General features: G+C 49.9%; 13 protein-coding genes and 1 riboswitch. Of the genes, 8 read left to right on the top strand and 5 right to left on the bottom strand.

Annotation, left to right across the window (positions count from 1 at the left end; genetic code table 11):
* Window positions 1–2 precede the first annotated feature (2 nt).
* Genes ACJJJA_RS20265 through ACJJJA_RS20255 form a run of 3 tightly spaced genes read left to right on the top strand, consistent with a single transcriptional unit; the run spans window position 3 to window position 2,600 of the window.
* Window positions 3–830 (top strand): ABC transporter substrate-binding protein, encoded by an 828-nt coding sequence (locus ACJJJA_RS20265; protein WP_444887242.1) that lies wholly within the window; start codon window positions 3–5, stop codon window positions 828–830.
* Window positions 820–1,809 carry a FecCD family ABC transporter permease gene (locus ACJJJA_RS20260; RefSeq protein ID WP_252083381.1) on the top strand — a complete coding sequence of 330 codons (990 nt, stop codon included), beginning with the start codon at window positions 820–822 and terminating at the stop codon, window positions 1,807–1,809. The genes ACJJJA_RS20265 and ACJJJA_RS20260 overlap by 11 nt, the downstream gene beginning before the upstream one ends.
* 2 nt (window positions 1,810–1,811) lie before the next feature.
* Entirely contained in the window at window positions 1,812–2,600 is a 789-nt protein-coding gene (locus ACJJJA_RS20255) for an ABC transporter ATP-binding protein (RefSeq protein ID WP_444905265.1), read from the top strand.
* Between the two features lie 11 nt (window positions 2,601–2,611).
* Here the strand turns inward: ACJJJA_RS20255 and ACJJJA_RS20250 are convergent, their stop codons facing one another.
* Window positions 2,612–3,709 carry a YHYH protein gene (locus ACJJJA_RS20250; protein WP_444903204.1) on the bottom strand — a complete coding sequence of 366 codons (1,098 nt, stop codon included), beginning with the start codon at window positions 3,707–3,709 and terminating at the stop codon, window positions 2,612–2,614.
* A 42-nt stretch (window positions 3,710–3,751) separates the two neighbouring features.
* Window positions 3,752–4,006 carry a hypothetical protein gene (locus tag ACJJJA_RS20245; RefSeq protein ID WP_444903203.1) on the bottom strand — a complete coding sequence of 85 codons (255 nt, stop codon included), beginning with the start codon at window positions 4,004–4,006 and terminating at the stop codon, window positions 3,752–3,754.
* Window positions 4,007–4,279: 273 nt separating this feature from the next.
* Window positions 4,280–4,443: riboswitch (cobalamin riboswitch) on the top strand.
* A gap of 126 nt (window positions 4,444–4,569) precedes the next feature.
* Between ACJJJA_RS20245 and ACJJJA_RS20240 the strand changes: the two genes are divergently transcribed.
* The 3 genes from ACJJJA_RS20240 to cobO all read left to right on the top strand — a co-directional run bounded on the left by ACJJJA_RS20240 (window position 4,570) and on the right by cobO (window position 8,001).
* Window positions 4,570–6,369 carry a TonB-dependent receptor plug domain-containing protein gene (locus tag ACJJJA_RS20240; RefSeq protein WP_444903202.1) on the top strand — a complete coding sequence of 600 codons (1,800 nt, stop codon included), beginning with the start codon at window positions 4,570–4,572 and terminating at the stop codon, window positions 6,367–6,369.
* 124 nt (window positions 6,370–6,493) lie between these two features.
* Window positions 6,494–7,312 carry an alpha/beta fold hydrolase gene (locus ACJJJA_RS20235; RefSeq protein WP_444903201.1) on the top strand — a complete coding sequence of 273 codons (819 nt, stop codon included), beginning with the start codon at window positions 6,494–6,496 and terminating at the stop codon, window positions 7,310–7,312.
* A gap of 74 nt (window positions 7,313–7,386) precedes the next feature.
* Window positions 7,387–8,001, top strand: coding sequence for a cob(I)yrinic acid a,c-diamide adenosyltransferase (cobO, locus tag ACJJJA_RS20230; RefSeq protein WP_444903200.1), 615 nt, complete (start codon window positions 7,387–7,389; stop codon window positions 7,999–8,001).
* A 101-nt stretch (window positions 8,002–8,102) separates the two neighbouring features.
* On the opposite strand, the gene ACJJJA_RS20225 is transcribed toward cobO, so the two are convergent.
* Together ACJJJA_RS20225 and ACJJJA_RS20220 are read right to left on the bottom strand one after the other, a co-directional pair.
* The gene (locus tag ACJJJA_RS20225; RefSeq protein ID WP_444903199.1) at window positions 8,103–9,170 is read right to left on the bottom strand and encodes an AraC family transcriptional regulator; all 1,068 of its coding nucleotides are present in this window, start codon (window positions 9,168–9,170) and stop codon (window positions 8,103–8,105) included.
* A gap of 737 nt (window positions 9,171–9,907) precedes the next feature.
* Window positions 9,908–11,509, bottom strand: coding sequence for an AbgT family transporter (locus ACJJJA_RS20220; protein WP_252083373.1), 1,602 nt, complete (start codon window positions 11,507–11,509; stop codon window positions 9,908–9,910).
* A gap of 362 nt (window positions 11,510–11,871) precedes the next feature.
* On the opposite strand from ACJJJA_RS20220, the gene ACJJJA_RS20215 reads away from it, so the two are divergent.
* Window positions 11,872–12,573: a glutamine amidotransferase-related protein gene (locus ACJJJA_RS20215; protein ID WP_252083372.1), complete on the top strand. Its 702-nt coding sequence runs from the start codon at window positions 11,872–11,874 to the stop codon at window positions 12,571–12,573.
* Window positions 12,574–13,138: 565 nt separating this feature from the next.
* On the top strand, window positions 13,139–16,126 hold the full coding sequence (locus ACJJJA_RS20210) for a TonB-dependent receptor (RefSeq protein ID WP_444903198.1): 2,988 nt from the start codon (window positions 13,139–13,141) through the stop codon (window positions 16,124–16,126).
* Between the two features lie 93 nt (window positions 16,127–16,219).
* On the opposite strand, the gene ACJJJA_RS20205 is transcribed toward ACJJJA_RS20210, so the two are convergent.
* Window positions 16,220–16,540, bottom strand: coding sequence for a hypothetical protein (locus tag ACJJJA_RS20205; protein WP_252083370.1), 321 nt, complete (start codon window positions 16,538–16,540; stop codon window positions 16,220–16,222).
* Window positions 16,541–16,868 lie beyond the last annotated feature (328 nt).

Genomic DNA, 16,868 nt, shown 5'->3' with positions numbered 1-16,868 from the left:
GGATGAGTACCCGCACGTCCAGGCGTCATCTTCTCTGCTGGCAACTATTACTCGGTGCAGTGTTCATTCTGGCCGCGAAAGTCCAGGCCTATGAGCGCATTGCTTCGTTGAACCTGTGTCTGGACCAAGTACTGCTGAACTGGGCACAACCTGCGGATATTGCCTCCCTGACTTGGCTGTCCGCCGCCGAACAGTATCGCTCCCTGCCGATTCCCGAACACGTTCAGCTCAATCGCGCCCGCGCCGAGGAGCTGCTGCCATTAAAGCCAGATCTGGTGCTTGCCGGGCAGTACGGTGCCCAGCGTGCGGCTGAGCGGCTGCAGGCACTGGGTATGAATGTGGTGACCATCCCCGATGCCTACAGTCTGGAGCAGTTGCAACAACAACTCGGTGCTTTGCAAGCCGTACTGGGCCCGCTTCCTTCGCTGCAAGAGCAGAAACGCGCGTTGGCACAACTACTCGATCAGCCCGCTGCTAAACAGCGCGCCAGTGCGGTGATTCTCTCTGCCAATAACATCACTTACGGCAGCGGCATGCTGGAGCACCAGTTGCTGCAGCGCGCCGGTTTTGACAATCTCGCCACCACTCAGGGACTGGCACGGATCAGCCTGGAAGAGGTGATTGCTCTGCAACCGGATTTGTTGGTGTTCTATGGCAGCGAGCAGCATTTCGCACTGGCTTACCTGGCCGCGCGCCACCCGGTACTTCAGCGCTATATCGATAGCGGCCGCACCTATACCCTGCCGAAGCAGCTGAGCCTGTGCCCGGTACTGGCAGTGGTGGATACACTGCAACAGCTGATGGATAAGAGGGAAGCGCTTGTACAATAAAAACGCGGTTTTGTTATTACTGGCGGCCCTGCCGCTGGCCCTGCTCGGGGCACTGGGCAGTGGCCCGGTTTCGGTGGACCTTTCCAATGCGCTGGCTGAGGGCTGGAGTGGCCAGAGCAGCGATGCGGTGATTCTGTGGCAATTGCGACTGCCCCGTGCCCTGTTGGCAATACTGGTGGGCGCTGCCTTGGGGATGGGCGGCGCCGCCATGCAGGGGATGTTGCGCAATCCCCTGGCGGAGCCGGCGCTGCTAGGTGTTTCCAGCGGTGCAGCTTTGGCGGCGGTACTGTTTCTTTATTACGGCGCCGCCTGGAAATCCGGTTGGCTGTTGCAGGCTCTGGCTATCGGCGGTGCCTTTAGCGCGGCGGCGGCGGTGTGGTTGCTGGCGGGGCGCGGCGCCAGTGCCGGGCGGCTGGTGTTGGCGGGGGTGGCTATTAACGCCTTCTTATCTGCACTGATTGCACTGGCGCTTAACTATGCACCGAGCATGTTCGCCATGCAGGAGGTGGTGTTCTGGTTGATGGGCTCGCTGGCCAATCGCGGCTGGGACCAACTGTTTTTGGCATTGCCCTTTTTGGCCGTGGGGGTGCTGTGCCTGTTTTTCACACGCAATTATTTGCGCGCGCTGGCCTTGGGTGAAGACAGTGCGGCTTCCTTGGGTTTCCAGAGCCGCGCCTATCCCTTTCTTATTTTGCTGGGCATCGCCAGTGCCGTGGGTGGTGCCGTGGCAGTAGCTGGCACCATCGGTTTTGTCGGATTGGTGGTGCCGCACCTAGTGCGCCCTCTGGTGCGCCAGGACCCCGCCCGTTTACTGTGGATCAGCGCTTTAGCTGGAGCGCTGCTGTTGCTGCTGGCAGACATTCTGGTGATTAATTTTGTCGGCGCGCAGGAGCTGCGCATTGGCGCGGTCACCGCTTTTATCGGTGCACCTTTTTTCTTCTGGCTGATTTTGACGGCGCGCAGGGGGCAGTGGTTGTGAATATGGCTAGTGAGACAACTATTGAGGCCGCCTGCGTTGCGCTGGAATTACAGCGAGGGCGCAAGAGTGTCCTGCGGGGAATCCATTGTGCTTTTAAGCCCTTCGAGCTGACCGCCGTGGTGGGCCCCAACGGCGCCGGCAAGAGCAGCCTGTTGCAGTGTTTATCGGGCGTCTTGTCCCCCGATGCGGGTCATGTTGAGCTGAATGGTCTCGATGCGGGGCAATTGCCGGCATCCCAGCGCGCGAGGCTGGGGGCTTTCCTACCGCAGTCGGAAACTCCGGCCTGGTCTCTCAGTGCGGCGGATATGGTGGCCCTGGGTTTACTGCCTTGGGGACGCCTGCCAGATCGCGAGCAGAGAATTCAACAGGCGTTGTTATTGGTCGATGCGCAGGAGTTTGCCCAGCGCCCGGTCACTCAATTATCCGGTGGCGAGCTGCGCCGCGTGCAATTGGCCCGCCTGTTAGTGGGGCGGGCACCGCTGCTGATCGCCGATGAGCCCACTGCGGCGTTGGATATCCGTCACCAACTTCAGCTGATGCAGAACTTCCGCAGCCTGGCCGACAGTGGCAAAACCGTGGTGTTGGCACTGCACGACCTCAGCCTGGCGGCGCGCTTTTGCGATCGGATTCTCTTGATGCTGGATGGAGAATTGTTAGCTCAGGGAACACCGCAACAGGTACTGACTCCGACGTTGATTGGCGAAGCCTACGGGGTGAGTTGTGAATTCCGTTGGCGCGATGGTATCGCAGACTTTGTACCACTGGATTTGTTGCGAAAATCCAGTGGCTAGAAATTCCTGTCTCAGCCAAATCGCCTGCGCGGGGGCTGTGGCCGCCCCATTGCGGGTCCGCGGCGGAAGTCCTCGGAGGGTGTTCCTTTGTAGCAGCGCGGAATTATTGGCCACTCCTCAGTAAGGAAATAGGCATAGATACCCTGGGGAAAATCAGGGGTGCGCACAAAGCGGCCATTGCACTCATCGAGGGAGCCCGCCCCTTCAACATATTCGTAGTCCGCCACAAAGGTGCCATCGTAATAGCCGCCAGGTTGCTTGTTGCTTGTTGGCCGATGTCCAGATTTCACCCGATAGCTGGAGTGCATTTTTACTACATCAGTCTCCTCATTCATGCCATCGCCATAACCATATAGTGCGTAAATGGGAAAACCATCTGCGGCCCAACCAATCAGTGGTGAATGCTGCTGCGGGGTGACTTGTAGTCTTGCCAATAGTCCGGTGGGCAGACCGTGATAATGGTAGGCCCCGTTGGGCTGTACATGGGCGTAGTTGTCGTCAACGCCGAGGGGAACCGCACCGGAGAGCGCCTCATAGCGCCAGAGGCCGCGATTACCCAGGTACCACTCTGCGGCGCTGGGATCAAAGGGCACGCCGTTAATGCCAATACCAAAATTTTGCAGGCTTACTGGTGTGGATTTTTTTGCCAACTTGGGGGCTGCGGGTACTCGGTATTTGTAGCGTTGGGTTTCGATTTTGTGGGGATTGCCGGAGTTTGGGAAGGCACCGGTTTTATGCGTGGAGATACCGTTGGCTTCAATCACCCGCCAGGGCCCCTCGATTGTGACTTTAATGCGGCTGGTGGTGATTGGGCTGTGGTCGGCGGGAACCCTATATTGTAATCCCTCCGACTGCACCACCCGATGCCTGCGCGCCGGTGGTCTGCCGTTAGCGCGCTCTTGAGAAGGGATTCTGGCAATAGCCAATGTGCCCGTCACACAGACCGGAGCCTGATCTTCAGATAAGCGCAAGCATTGGCCGCTACTATGACCGATGCTACAACTGGAGCCGGAGGTTAACCCTTGGCAGGCTTCCACGGTTGTTTCCGGCAGGTGTCCCAGAGCTGCCGGGGCGACACAGGTGAGGCCCACTAATAGCCACTTTTTCATACTGCATTCTCGAACTGCGAGGCCCGCAAGGGCCCCAATGATTTACTCGTTATTTTCTTTCCGATCTTTGCCCGGTCTGTGGCCTTCCATTTTTGTGGGAACACACACCAGTTGCTCTTCTCTAGGGGGCATGCGGCAAGTGCCTTCCAGAGTACCGTGCGGAGTTTCCACTTTGCAGGCATCACCCTTCGACATGGCCTTGCAGGCATCAAAGGCTTCCTGAGGAGGTTTGCGTGGCTGTGCGTTTGCAGAGGAAATCATGGCCATTAGGGCGACAGATAATAAAACCTTGTACATGGTGCTCTCCATTGAAGGCAGCTGGACAGCGTCTGCACTGAAGAGCAGGCGCGGGCGATTAGCGGCGGCCAGTATCCCCCTTCCTGGGAGGTGTTTTTTAACCAGCCGCTGATAGCCAACATAGTTCAGGAATGCGCAAGGAATGTGGATTTTTGGTAAAGAAGTGTGCAAGCGAGTAAGGGCTTAGTGGTGTTTGAAAAACAGATTTTTATTGAAAATTACCCCGTGGATTTAACGTCTTACTTTCGCTGGGGAAGCGCCAGCCACGCTGTTATACTTGCCGCCGCTTTGGGTGCCCAGCAGTGTATTTACACTTGGCTGGGGTAAACGGGAAGTCCGGTGATGTGTATACAGAGTCCGGCGCTGCCCCCGCAACGGTAAATCATTTTTCTTTACAAAATGATAAGCCCGATACCGGCCCTCGGCACTAAGCCGGAGTTTTTATATCCGGCCTCGAGGATAAAGCGGAGGGCTTTGTCTGGTCAGTGTGCCCGCCTGGGTTGCGCACCGATTGTACTCACCCTCCCTCAATCCGTTTTTCTGTTCGAGATTGGGGAACCACAATGAAAAAAACTTTATTAGCCGCTGCCGTCTTTGCCGCGGTGCAACCGCTATTGTCTGCGGCTGCGGACCTGGAAGAAATCACCGTGACTGCCAGCCGTCTGGATCTGCCCAAGAGCCAGCTGGGTGTCTCTGTTTCAATTCTTAATGCTGCCGATATTGAGCGATTGGGTTATACCAGCCTGCTAGATGTGATGCGCACTCTGCCAGGTGTTGCTGTCAGCAATAGCGGCGGAGCGGGTAAGGTCAGTTCCTTGTTTATCCGTGGGGAAAGTAATTTCCGCACCCTGGTGTTACTGGATGGGGTGAATATTGCCGACCCGACGGGTTTACAGGTAAGCACCCAATTGCAGCACTTGCAGGTTAGCGATATTGAGCGTATTGAAGTCCTGCGCGGGCCCCAGGGCATGCTTTACGGTGCCGGCGCCGGTGGCGTGATTAATATTATTAGCAAAAGGCCTGCTGAGAGTGTTAACGCCAGTGCCTCTGTAGAGGTGGGTCGTTACGGAAGCCAGAACACCAGTGCGAACCTTGGGGGAAGCATTGAATCCTGGTACTACGATTTGAGTGTTTCTGACTATTCCACCGATGGTTTTAATGCAACCGAAAAAGATTCTTCTGGTGAGGAAGATGGTTACGATAATTTTACCACTAGTGCACGTCTCGGTTACCAGATAAATGAAAATCTATCTCTCGAGGGTCAGTACCGCAAGGTGGATACTGAGACCGAGTACGACAACTGTTTTTCGGATTATCCTAATGATTGCCTGAGTCGCTTCGACCAGGAATTTTTCATCTTTAGTAGTCATTACCAGTTTGCCAACTGGAATCATAGAGTAAGCCTTTCTCAACAGGAGATTGACCGCGAAGAGGGTATCAGCCCTGGGGCCTTTCCATTTATAACAAGTGGTGAAATTCGTGAGGCAAATTATATCGGCAGCAATACCTTGAGCAGTGGAAAACTACTGTGGGGCGGAGAGTATGAACAGCAGAAATATGCTACAGAATTTGCCGATGAGGTATTGGAAAGTACTGGCTTCTTTACGGAGTGGCACAGTGATTTCGCCGAAACAGTTTTCTATACCCTAGGCTACCGTCGCGATAGCCTGGAGACTGAGGATCACAATAGCTGGCGTGTCTCTGCAGCTCTACCTGTTTCTCTAGGTGATGATCAGCAGCTTAAGTATCGCGCGAGTTTTGGAACCGGTTACCGTGCTCCGAGCCCGTACGAATATACTACCAATGCTTCTTTGGGGGCTGAAACCAGTCGTGGTTATGAGTTGGGTCTGGAATACCAGTGGGCACAATTATTACAGGCTGAGCTGGCCTACTTCGACCAGGAGATCAGCGATGCTATTTTTTATAATTACACAACCTGGTCTTATGAGCAGGATGATGGTGATAGTCAATCTGAGGGGGTGGAACTGTCCTTGGGCGGCAACCTTAATAGCAACCTGGATTGGTCTATAACTGGCACTTGGCTGAACTCAGAGGACTTCACAGGCGCTCAGCGTGGCGGAGTTCCCCAGAGGGTATTTAACTTCGGCCTCAGCCAACAATGGCTGGGAGATAAGTTGACTCTGAGTGGTAACTGGCAGCGGGTTGAGGATCGTATTGATGGTTATACCGGAATTGCTCTGGAGAACTACAGTAAGGTTGATCTGAATGCCGTCTATCGGGTCTCCCCCAATATGCGGGTTAATCTACGCGGTGAAAATGTGTTGGACCGGAACTATCGCGAAGTTGCGGGTTATTACACAGCAGGCGCAGCAGTTTATGCCGGTATAGAATTTAGCCTATAAAAATGTTTGGAGAGATAGCCCCTTGGGCTATCTCACTGTTCACTCTCTTCTAACGATTCAATCCCGGTGTTTCTCTTCCCGGCGGCTACTATTGCAGCGTCTAGTTTTTTCCGGGAGCTATTTTGTGGCGGTATTTAGTAATGATGGCGTGGAATTGCATTTTGAAGTTCGCGGAAGGGGCCCGCGCTTAGTGTTTCACCCTGGTACCCTCAGTGATCTCAGGGTAGCCCCGACTATTTTCGACTCCCCGTTGGCGAATCGGTTTGAAATCTTAACCTTTGACCCCCGTGGCATCGGTCAGTCTAATTCACCCATCGATTCTCCCAATATGGCCGATTACGCCCTAGACCTTAAACGACTGATGGATCATCTCGATTGGCGGGATGCGCATCTACTGGGAGAATCATTTGGTGGCATGGTCGCTCAGGAATTTGCATTGCAATATCCCCAGTTGGTGCGAAAACTGGTTTTATTGGTAACCAGCTCCGGAGGCCGCGGAGGCGCTTCATTCCCGTTTCATCAATACGATATTGAGGCTATGAGCCTCGAGGAAAAAGTGAATCTATGGGTGACTGCAGGCGATAGCCGCCTGCAAAGTGCCGATGGTATACATTCAGAATCAGCACTCTATGCATTTTTAAATAAGTATTATCGCCAGGTCTGCGAACTGGCGGCAAGCAAGCCTTACGGAGCCCAGTGCCGTATTCGACAGCTTCAGGCGAGAAAAGGCCACGATACTTTTGCTCGCCTACCGACTCTGGAGGTAGAAACGCTGATCTGTGCCGGGCGCTACGATAGTGTCGCCCCTTTTGAAAATCAGCGGGCTTTATTTCGGCAGATTCCCAATTCGCGCTTGGGCATTTTTTCCGGTGGCCACAATGTTCTCTGGCAGGATGATCTGATTTGGGATTTTATTTCTGCATTTTTAGCAATGACAGAGTGAGAAGCCTCTGAATAACGACGCACACTTGAGTGCAATCTACACGCTCCCTTTACTTTAAATGTTTGATGGTCTTTATGAGTTCAGAATCACAGGATAAAAAGAGTCGACATAAGTCACGTATGCAGAACCGTAAAAAAATTGTGGATGAGGCGGTTTCTAAAGCGCTGGAGGAGCGCGGCATAGTGATTCTCTATACCGGCGATGGCAAGGGTAAAACCACTGCGGCGATGGGCACGGTCACCCGTGCCCTGGGCTTCGGTTACTCTACCGTGGTGACTCAATTTATTAAGGGCACCTGGGAGTGTGGAGAAAAGAATCTTCTAATGGGCGCCGCCCACCCGTTACAGTGGCATCAAATGGGCACTGATTTCACCTGGGAAACCCAGGATTTTGAGGCCGATAAAGCTGCGGCAATGGCACTATGGGAGAAGGCGCGGGAGGCGTTGCGGGATGAGCGAGTTTATCTGGTGGTTTTAGATGAGCTCACCTACGCACTGAATTACCGCTGGTTGGACAAAGAAGAGGTCGTACAGGCGATACAGCAGCGGCCCAAGGAGCAGACGGTTGTTATAACCGGGCGTGGGGCCAAGCAGTACCTCAAGGATGTAGCCGATACTGTGAGCGAAATGTGTGCGGAAAAACACGCATTCAATACCGGTATTGCCGCTCGCAGAGGCATAGAGTGGTGATTGTGAAGTCGTGCAATGAGTAGAAGCTTTGAATAGAGTAGCTAAATAGAGACTTAAGCTGAAGCAGGGTTTACGCAGCCAAAGCCTCTTGTCAGCAGCGCTTATTCGACTTCAGCTAACTCTTGTGCGGCTTCGCGGGCTACTATCTGTGCCATCAGCTGGCGTCTGACTCGCATTGGGGTGGTGGCAAACCAGCGATAACAGGCGCGGTTGAAAGAGCTCTGTTCGCGATAGCCCAGCATATCCGAAATCTGGGACATGGGGGGTTGTTTACCGCTTAAATAATACTCTGCACGCTCCCGGCGAATGCGATCCAAAAGATCCTCAAATACCAATTCCCGGTCCCTCAGCCTGCGCTGTAGAGTACGCTTGTGCATACCCAGCTGATTGGCGACTTCTTGTAGGCTGCACCTTTTTAAAGGCATCAGGCAATAAATCAGCTGCTGCACCTGTTCCACCAAACTGGCTTCCCCCTTTTGCAGAAGCTCTTCGATATAGGTTTTCAATAGTGGACGCAGGCTGGGATTGCATTTCTCTGTAGGTTGCAGCAGGGAGCTGCTATTCAGGATAAATGCATCAGTTTCCTTGCCGAAGTGTACGGAAACCCCAAAGAAGTTTTCGTAATGGTCATGTAGGGGGCGCTCGGTTTTTAGGTGAACACTTTCCAGCTGAAAATTAATCCCACAAAGGTGTTGTAGAGCTACCAATGAAACACCGAGTAGAAACTCGCGGGATTGTTGCTGGGGGGGAGGAGCGTCCTCGGCAAGCTGAGCTTCCAGGTCATCGATACACAGAAAACTTAGATGCGTGTGTTTCCCCTTTTTTGTGAGTTCAACTCGCAGATTATAGGGAGCATTGCCTAGCTGTTTTATCGCTGTGTTAAGGAATTCACCCAAAGTAAGGGACTGTAGTACAGCAGCCCCAAGAGAACCCAGTGCGGCAGCCCCCTGACTATAGGCAAGACGCAGTCCAAAGTCGGCGCAGTTCAACTGGCTAGCGGTCTTGTTCAGCAGCTCAGCCACTTGATCTAGTGCCAGATACCCATCAAGGCTCTCAACCTGGTGGGGGTTAATACGGGAACTGATCAGCAGAGCTTCAGGGCTACCTTTTAATTGGCTCACCAACTCGTAAAAGCCTGTTAACAGGGTCGTTCTTATTTGTTGAGTCAATTTTTATAAATCCTGTGAATCCCCTGGAAAAAATTACTTTTATACATTTCCCAGGTGGAGAAGGGTTAATCCAGCGGAATAGATCGGATCTGGGCGGACGCCAAAGATAAAAAAGAGCCATATGGCTCAAACTGTTTATCTAGTGAAGGCTTCTTTACGACTGGTTTAAAGGACAGTCTCTCTGGCCAGGGCCTGCTCTGTGTCGACGTCCTGTAATGTCGGTAATGGAGGGCAATAGCAATCTTTACCCTTCAAAAGGGCAAGGTAGGGCACAACCACGGTGCTCGTCCTGAGCGGAAAAATGAATGATAGTTAGATCAGGGCAGGTCTATGCTGGCGATAATCCGCGTATCGATCTCCGCAAAACGTTATTACTGCGTAATGTTACTCGTTTTATTTAGGTATTTTAAAGGCCAAAGATAACTTGGGGGTACTTCCCGGAAGTAGCCGAATGGGAAATAAATCTTTTTATTGTTGTTTTTTAGGTATTTTATCCCTAAATTTTCAATTTAAGTATTTTTTGTTTTATGACGACTGCGTCACTGGGAATATAAATTTTTTAGTCTGGTCGGATAAAAAAATTAATATTGGCTCAATGGTACCAATTATATCAGGGGTCGTGGAGGTTTGGATGAGACGCTCGAGATCTTTCAATTACAGAATTGAGCTTAAATGTGCATATTTCTTTCACAATTGAAAAGGCCCGCTAAAAAGCGGGCCTTTTCAATAAGTGGGTTTTAGCCACCATAATAAGTTGCTGCACCGGGACCAACGGGGAGGCCCAGGGCAAATACCCAGATATAGAACAATGCAGTCCAGCCAACAAAGAAGAAGATGGAGTAGGGGATCATTGTGGCGATCAGTGTTCCCATACCCAGATCTTTTTTATAGCGGGCGGCGAAGGTGATGATCAGACCGAAGTAGCTCATCATCGGGGTAATGACATTGGTAACCGAGTCGCCAATTCGATAAGCAGCCTGTATCACCTCAGGCGCATAGCCCAGCAGCATCAACATCGGCACAAAGATTGGAGCGGTAACGGCCCACTGTGCTGAGGCACTACCCAGCATCAGATTCACAAATCCGCACATCATGATAAAGAACAGGAATAGCAGTGGGCCTGTCAGGCCGATGCTCTGCAGGGCATCGGCGCCCAGTACGGCGAAGATAGTCCCCAGGTTGGTCACCTTGAAGAAGGCGACGAACTGCGCGGCGAAAAATACCAGCACGATATACATACCCATGCTGTTCATACTTTTGGCCATGGCATCAATGACATCACGGTCATTCTTCATGGTGCCCACCACCTTGCCATAGACAAAGCCGGGGATAGCGAAGAACACCAGGATAAGGGACACAATACCTTTCAGGAACGGCGAGCCGGCTACCAGGCCAGTTTCCGGGTTGCGCAACACACCCCACTCGGGCACAACCGTCAGGGCAAATACCGCGGAGACAGCCAGAACCGCAAGACCAGCGTACTTAAGGCCGCGTTTTTCATCGTCGGTAAGCGTACCAAGTTTGTCCTGACTCAGGTCAACGGAGGCCTCGTTGGGATCGTACTTACCCAGCTTGGGTTCAACGATGGCCATGGTGACCCAGCTGCCAACAATGGTGATCAGGAAGGTACTGACGATCATAAAGAACCAGTTCACTTCCGGGCCAACGCTGTAAGTTGGGTCAATCATATGGGCTGCAGATTCGGTGATTCCCGATAGGAGTGGGTCCACCGTCCCTAGTAGCAGGTTAGCACTGTAGCCCCCAGATACGCCGGCAAAGGCAGCAGCTAAACCGGCAAGGGGGTGGCGGCCAAGAGAGTGGAAGATCATGGCGGCGAGAGGAATAAGTACTACATAGCCAAGTTCAGAGGCTGTGTTGGAGATGATGCCGGCGAATACCACGATCACGGTGACTGTGCGCTTGGAGGCTTGCAGTACCAAGCCGCGAACGGCGGCACTCAACAATCCAGAGTGCTCGGCGATACCCACTCCAAGAAGGGCTACGAGAACGGTACCCAGTGGTGCGAAGCCAGTAAAGTTATTCACTAGACCGGTGACGATCATCCGGAGGCCGTCGCCACTTAATAGATTGAAGACCTCAATTACCCCATCGGGATCGCGTCCCGCAGCACCCACTGGGCGTGGGTCTGCTACAGAAAGACCAAAGTAGGAGGCTATACCGCTTAGAATCACCACACCCACAGCAAAGAGCGCAAAGAGCGTAATGGGATGGGGGAGCAGGTTGCCGAGCCATTCCACCACATCCAGGAAGCGGGTAAAGGCCGTTTTGCGTCCGGGCGGGCTATCCTGCTGGTCGCTGGGGGAGGTCGTTGTGGTCATTGTGTGTCCTCAATTTAGTTGGCGAGTAGCCCTAATTGCCTCTGGGATACCCGTTAGCCCAATAATTGGCTGAAAAATGTGCTAAGTGCGCGATCATACACAAAAGTCCTTTAGGTAAGAATGCCCGCACCGGAATGTTCTTGGTTAGTGGGTCGGCAAAGTCGGAAAGCGAAAAGCCCTACGTGGAAGAGGGCTATATTGGCAGGCGGCGGGAAATGAAAAGCACCTATGCGTAGGGAATTGAAGCTTAAGAGCTGGTATTTAACGTTTTAGATGACTTGTTCAAGCGACAGACAAGCCACCTTTGCATTCCCGAATATGCCATAATCCGAAAACTCAGCAGTCAACCCAGCGGTGAAATAATGAAGATTGGAGTTTTAAAAACCGACGATGTGCGCAAGGAGCTGGTGGGCGAATACGGTGAATATCCGGAGATGTTCGCAGATCTATTGCGCAGCCAGGACCCCACACTGGAGTTCTCCACCTATGAAGTGCAGCACGGCCAGTACCCGGCCCAGGTCGATGAGGTGGATGCCTACCTAATTACCGGCAGTAAAACCGGTGTCTATGATGACAAGGAATGGATTCCTCCACTGATGGACTTTGTGCGCAAGCTGCATGACCAAAAAAAACCAACTATTGGAATCTGCTTTGGTCATCAGCTGATTGCTCAGGCACTGGGTGGAAGGGCTCGCAAATCTGATAAAGGTTGGGGTTTGGGAGTGCATTCCTATGAAATGCAGGAAACCCCCTCCTGGATGTCGGAGCCTACGAATAGCTTCAACCTGTTGGTTACTCACCAGGACCAAGTAGATACTCTTCCTCCCGGCGGTCGAGTACTGGCTTCCAGCGAGTTCTGCCCAATGGCGATGCTCCAGGTTGATGATCACATGCTCACTTTCCAGGCCCACCCTGAGTTTACCAAACCTTATTCCAATAGCCTGATGGAGTTACGTCGAGAAGCTTTTGGTACTGATGTGGTGGAAAAGGGCCAGGCCTCCCTGCAAAACGATATTCACGAGAATATGGTTGCAAAATGGATGCTGGAGTTTTTGCGCAAGTAGCTTTTTTCAAGGGGTAGATAATACTGCCCCTTGAATTCGCCATCTAGTTTTCAATATTCTTCCTTCTTCCTTCTTCCTTCTTCCTTCTTCCTTCTTCCTTCTTCCTTCTTCCTTCTTCCTGCTTATTCTTAAATTGACAAGATGAATTGATGATCATCTTTTTGATGGCTTAATAAAATCTTTTCGCTTATTGGTTTGAATCTGAAGCTGACTATTACTACTTCCCTTTTTATTTTTCTATTTCTTTTTCTTTCGTGATGATTTTGAAATCCTGTTTGTGTGTTTATTCGCGTCGCTTTTAATGCTTTTTAATTATTTTATTAAATTGTTTTTAATGGGGTGGCTATAGGGGTCGATTTTGTGGCGTTAATAATATTTTTCATTTTAAATAAGTTTTTATGCCTGTTGTGTTAATTGTTTGAAGGGGAATAATATGGCGGTTTTAGCTAGTTGAATCACTATTTTATTAGAGTTGAAAATGGGGTCGCTGGGGGACGATCATCGGTTTAAGTAAAGCTTGTAAATAATAAATTATAAATTTATTGATAATCAAAAGGATGGCTTTATGAAGAACTTCAAGCGTGTGCTGCTGGCTGCATCTATTAGCTTACCGGTTATTGGGGGGCAGGCGTTGGCAGCAGGCAACGTGAATGGGGCTATTGATGGGACAGTTATTAGTAGCAGTGGTAACGACCTGAGAGGCGCTACAATTATTATAGAAAATGATAAAAATGGCTTTAGAAGGACTATGTCCACGGGTGAGGATAGTGACTTCCGGGTGAATTTGCCCACAGGCATCTATAAGGTGACTGTTCAGAAAGATGGCTATCAGCCCGCAGTAGTTGAAGCCGTTGCCGTTTCAATAGGTAGCTCTACCAAGTTAGATATATCGTTGATATTGGGAGATCTGGAGGAGGTGGTTGTAGTGGGGGAGGCGATTCCCCAGATCCGCACTGGCACGGCAGAATCTGCACTGAATATTGGCTTGTCAGATATAGAGATGTTACCGGTTGCTCGTAATATTGAATCGGTTGCTTTATTGGCTCCTGGTACTGTTTTAGGCGATTCTGGGTTTGGTGAAGATAAGGATCTGATATCGTTTGGGGGGGCATCCGTAGGAGAAAACGCCTATTATATTGATGGCCTCAATGTCACTAATTTCCGCAACGGATTGGGTGGATCATCGGTACCTTTTGAATTTTATGACCAGTTCCAAATAAAAACCGGGGGGTATAGTGCTGAATTTGGTCGTTCTTTGGGGGGGGTGTTCAACGCCGTTACCAAGAAAGGCAGCAACGAATTTGAATATGGTGTGGTTGCCTATTATGAGCCTGCAGCCTTGCGTTCAGAAGCACCCGACTCTCTCTCTGCAGATGGGACTCTCTATGACTTAAATTCGGAAAATGAGCAGTCCAAGTACACAACAGATTATTATGTTAGTGGCCCTATCATTCCGGATAAATTATTTTTCTATGCCCTTTACGAACAGCAGGAAACGGTTGAAGAATTCACTACAAGAGGAAGTCCAAGCAGATACAACGATAGAAGTATTGATGATGATTTCTGGGGAGTCAATTTAACCTGGAATGTAACTGATAACCATATCCTCTCTTATATGCAATTCTCTGATAAGCGCACCAGGGAAAATGATCAATTTGATTACGACTATTTTAATAGAGATAAAAAAGAGTATACGGGCACTAAGTGGGATAAGCGTGGCGGAGATAACTGGCTGGTTCGTTATGATGGTCAGATAACAGATAATTTCAGTGTTTCTATGCTCCATGGCCAGAATGAATACTCACTTACTACAATTAGTACAACAGATATGGAGTGCCCTTATGTAAGGGACTTTAGTACCGGTGCTTTACCTGGAAATACAGATGACAGACCGGGTTGTCAAGCCAGTTCTAGGGTTCAAACTGGTGGTGATGAAAGGGTAGCTGATCGTATCGATTTAGAGTGGGTGATTAATGATCATACAATTCGTTTCGGCTACGATCAGGAAACTAACTCCTCCTCCTCCAAAGAAACCTATTCGGGTACAGGATTAAGAGCCGATGGAGGCGTCTTCTACACCTATAAAACATACCAGCCAGGTAAAGAGTTACCCAATGGTACGATAGTTCCCTCTGAAAACGGCGCTGAGGATCCCGTGCATATAGTCTCTTATCGGGTTGGCGATGTAGAAGGGGACTTTGAGGTTGAGTCAAAAGCTTTTTATATCGAAGATACCTGGGATATTACGGATACACTTACTTTAAGTGCAGGAATTCGTAATGAAACTTTCTCTAACTTTAATGGAGAGGGCGATACTTTTATTGAAATTGATGATCAGTGGGCGCCACGGTTAAGCTTCTCTTGGGATCCCGGTGGTGATGGTGAGTCCAGAGTATATGGCAATTGGGGTCGTTACTTTATGCCTATCGCTTCCAACACCAATGTGCGCTTATCTGGCGGTGAATTGGGATTTGAAAGGTATTTCATTTTTGATGGAGAATACGATCCGAAAACATATGCCCCTACAAATGTTGGTGCCGATGGCGTTCCTACATCTGAAGAAGTTGGATCCGCAAGGGTAACTTCAGATGGTAATGTGCCGGATAGTGCTCAGCTCTCGGATAAAGACCTCAAGCCTATGTATCAGGATGAGTTTATTCTTGGTTATGAGAGACTTTTTGCGGATGACTGGACATTGGGAATTAAAGCTACCTATCGTGATTTAAAATCACATATTGATGATGTGAGTATTGACCATGCGGTAGATGCTTTGGGATATGAGCACACTGGTGATGGTCATGGTTATGTGCTTGCAAACCCGGGAAGTGATATCACCATACCTTACGATCGTTATGGAACGGGAGAGTTGGAAATGACAACATTTTCGGCTGAACTGCTTAACTATCCTGAGGCCAAAAGGACTTATAAGGAGTTAGAATTTTCCGCGAAGCGCGCCTTTGATGGTATTTGGGGTTTAAGTGCGAGTTACACCTGGTCTCAGAGTAAGGGGAATAGTGAGGGGTACGTTAAGTCGGACAACGCCCAGGATGATGCTGGGATTACCCAAGATTTTGATTTCCCTGAGTTGATGGATGGAGCCAACGGATATTTGCCAAATGATCGTACTCATAAAATAAAAATTTATGGGAACTATCAGGTGATGGAGAATCTTTTGTTGGGGGCTAATTTCCTTTTGCAATCAGGGCGCCCAATTAACTCCTTTGGTGCTGGCCATCCCAATGGAACCCCGGCTTATGGAGATACTTATTATGTGACTGACTCAAATGGAAATCTTATTAAGACAAGTCGAGGCAGTAGAGGGCGAACTAGCTGGGTCAATCAGATAGATTTATCCCTTGTCTATAGTACTCGCATTGGTTTGGCTGATGTGGAGCTTAGAGCTGAGGTCTTTAACCTTCTTGATGCGGATGCTGAAACAGAGGTTTATGAGTTTGCTGAGTCAAGTCCCGGTGTGTTAGATCCAAGCTGGGGGGTAAATCAAGAATATCAAGTCCCTCGGTATTTTCGCTTTGGGGCAAGTGCTAGGTTCTAGCTAAAACTTATTGTAAGTTGATATTTTTTGCGGGAGGTCTTCTATAAAAAGAAGGCCTCCTTTATCGAGAGTGTTCATGTTTACTCTCAAGGCCTAGTTTATGCTGGATAAAAAATCATCATCCACCATTTGAATCCTTACTCCGATAGGTTCGTCAATCTGAAATATCCTTCTAGCCGTATTGTCAAGCTCAATGGCCATGCTTTGTATCACCTCATGAGTGCGATGAGGTGTTCTATTACAGAGAATTTCGATATAACAACCGGCCGGCTCAACCTGCTTGGATTCGATCACGACAACTGGAATTTTTTCTCCCTCTGTTTCCAAGCGCTTGGTCACTATCTCATTAAAGATATTGGCTGCAGAGTCAGGAATTATCTTCGAGACTTCTACAAATATTTTACAGCTGGACATATGCGGGATTCCTAGTATCTCTATTGAAGAGGCTCTCGCTTCTTCGTGCAGCTAATATACAGTTAGTGTAGCTGTTAAAAAATGAGCTGCTAATTTTACAAATCTATTAGGGTATCACTGGCAATATCAGGGTCATTAATGGGGGCGCTGTGCACTGTTGTTGTATATTTAATTTTCTAGTTATTTTCGTTTTTTCCCAGTGTCTGCTTGAATGAAAAAGAGGGGTGTAGAGTTTTACTGTACGCGATGTAAGTGCAGTCTAACCCTGATCCAACAAGCTTCGATATATTTACAGAGTCTAGATAAGTTCTAACTGGATAGGGTAAGG

The sequence above is a fragment of the Microbulbifer mixtoriginis (SeqCode) genome (assembly GCF_052466865.1).
The sequence above is the reverse complement of the archived record's forward strand: the minus strand, read 5'-3'. Positions and strand labels throughout refer to the sequence as shown.

Bases quoted from the DNA above. Each gene is read 5' to 3' on its own strand.
- ACJJJA_RS20265 (WP_444887242.1), top strand. From the start codon at position 3: ATGAGTACCCGCACGTCCAGGCGTCATCTTCTCTGCTGGCAACTATTA.
- ACJJJA_RS20255 (WP_444905265.1), top strand. From the start codon at position 1,812: ATGGCTAGTGAGACAACTATTGAGGCCGCCTGCGTTGCGCTGGAATTA.
- ACJJJA_RS20250 (WP_444903204.1), bottom strand. From the start codon at position 3,709: ATGAAAAAGTGGCTATTAGTGGGCCTCACCTGTGTCGCCCCGGCAGCT.
- ACJJJA_RS20245 (WP_444903203.1), bottom strand. From the start codon at position 4,006: ATGTACAAGGTTTTATTATCTGTCGCCCTAATGGCCATGATTTCCTCT.
- ACJJJA_RS20240 (WP_444903202.1), top strand. From the start codon at position 4,570: ATGAAAAAAACTTTATTAGCCGCTGCCGTCTTTGCCGCGGTGCAACCG.
- cobO (WP_444903200.1), top strand. From the start codon at position 7,387: ATGAGTTCAGAATCACAGGATAAAAAGAGTCGACATAAGTCACGTATG.
- ACJJJA_RS20220 (WP_252083373.1), bottom strand. From the start codon at position 11,509: ATGACCACAACGACCTCCCCCAGCGACCAGCAGGATAGCCCGCCCGGA.
- ACJJJA_RS20215 (WP_252083372.1), top strand. From the start codon at position 11,872: ATGAAGATTGGAGTTTTAAAAACCGACGATGTGCGCAAGGAGCTGGTG.
- ACJJJA_RS20210 (WP_444903198.1), top strand. From the start codon at position 13,139: ATGAAGAACTTCAAGCGTGTGCTGCTGGCTGCATCTATTAGCTTACCG.
- ACJJJA_RS20205 (WP_252083370.1), bottom strand. From the start codon at position 16,540: ATGTCCAGCTGTAAAATATTTGTAGAAGTCTCGAAGATAATTCCTGAC.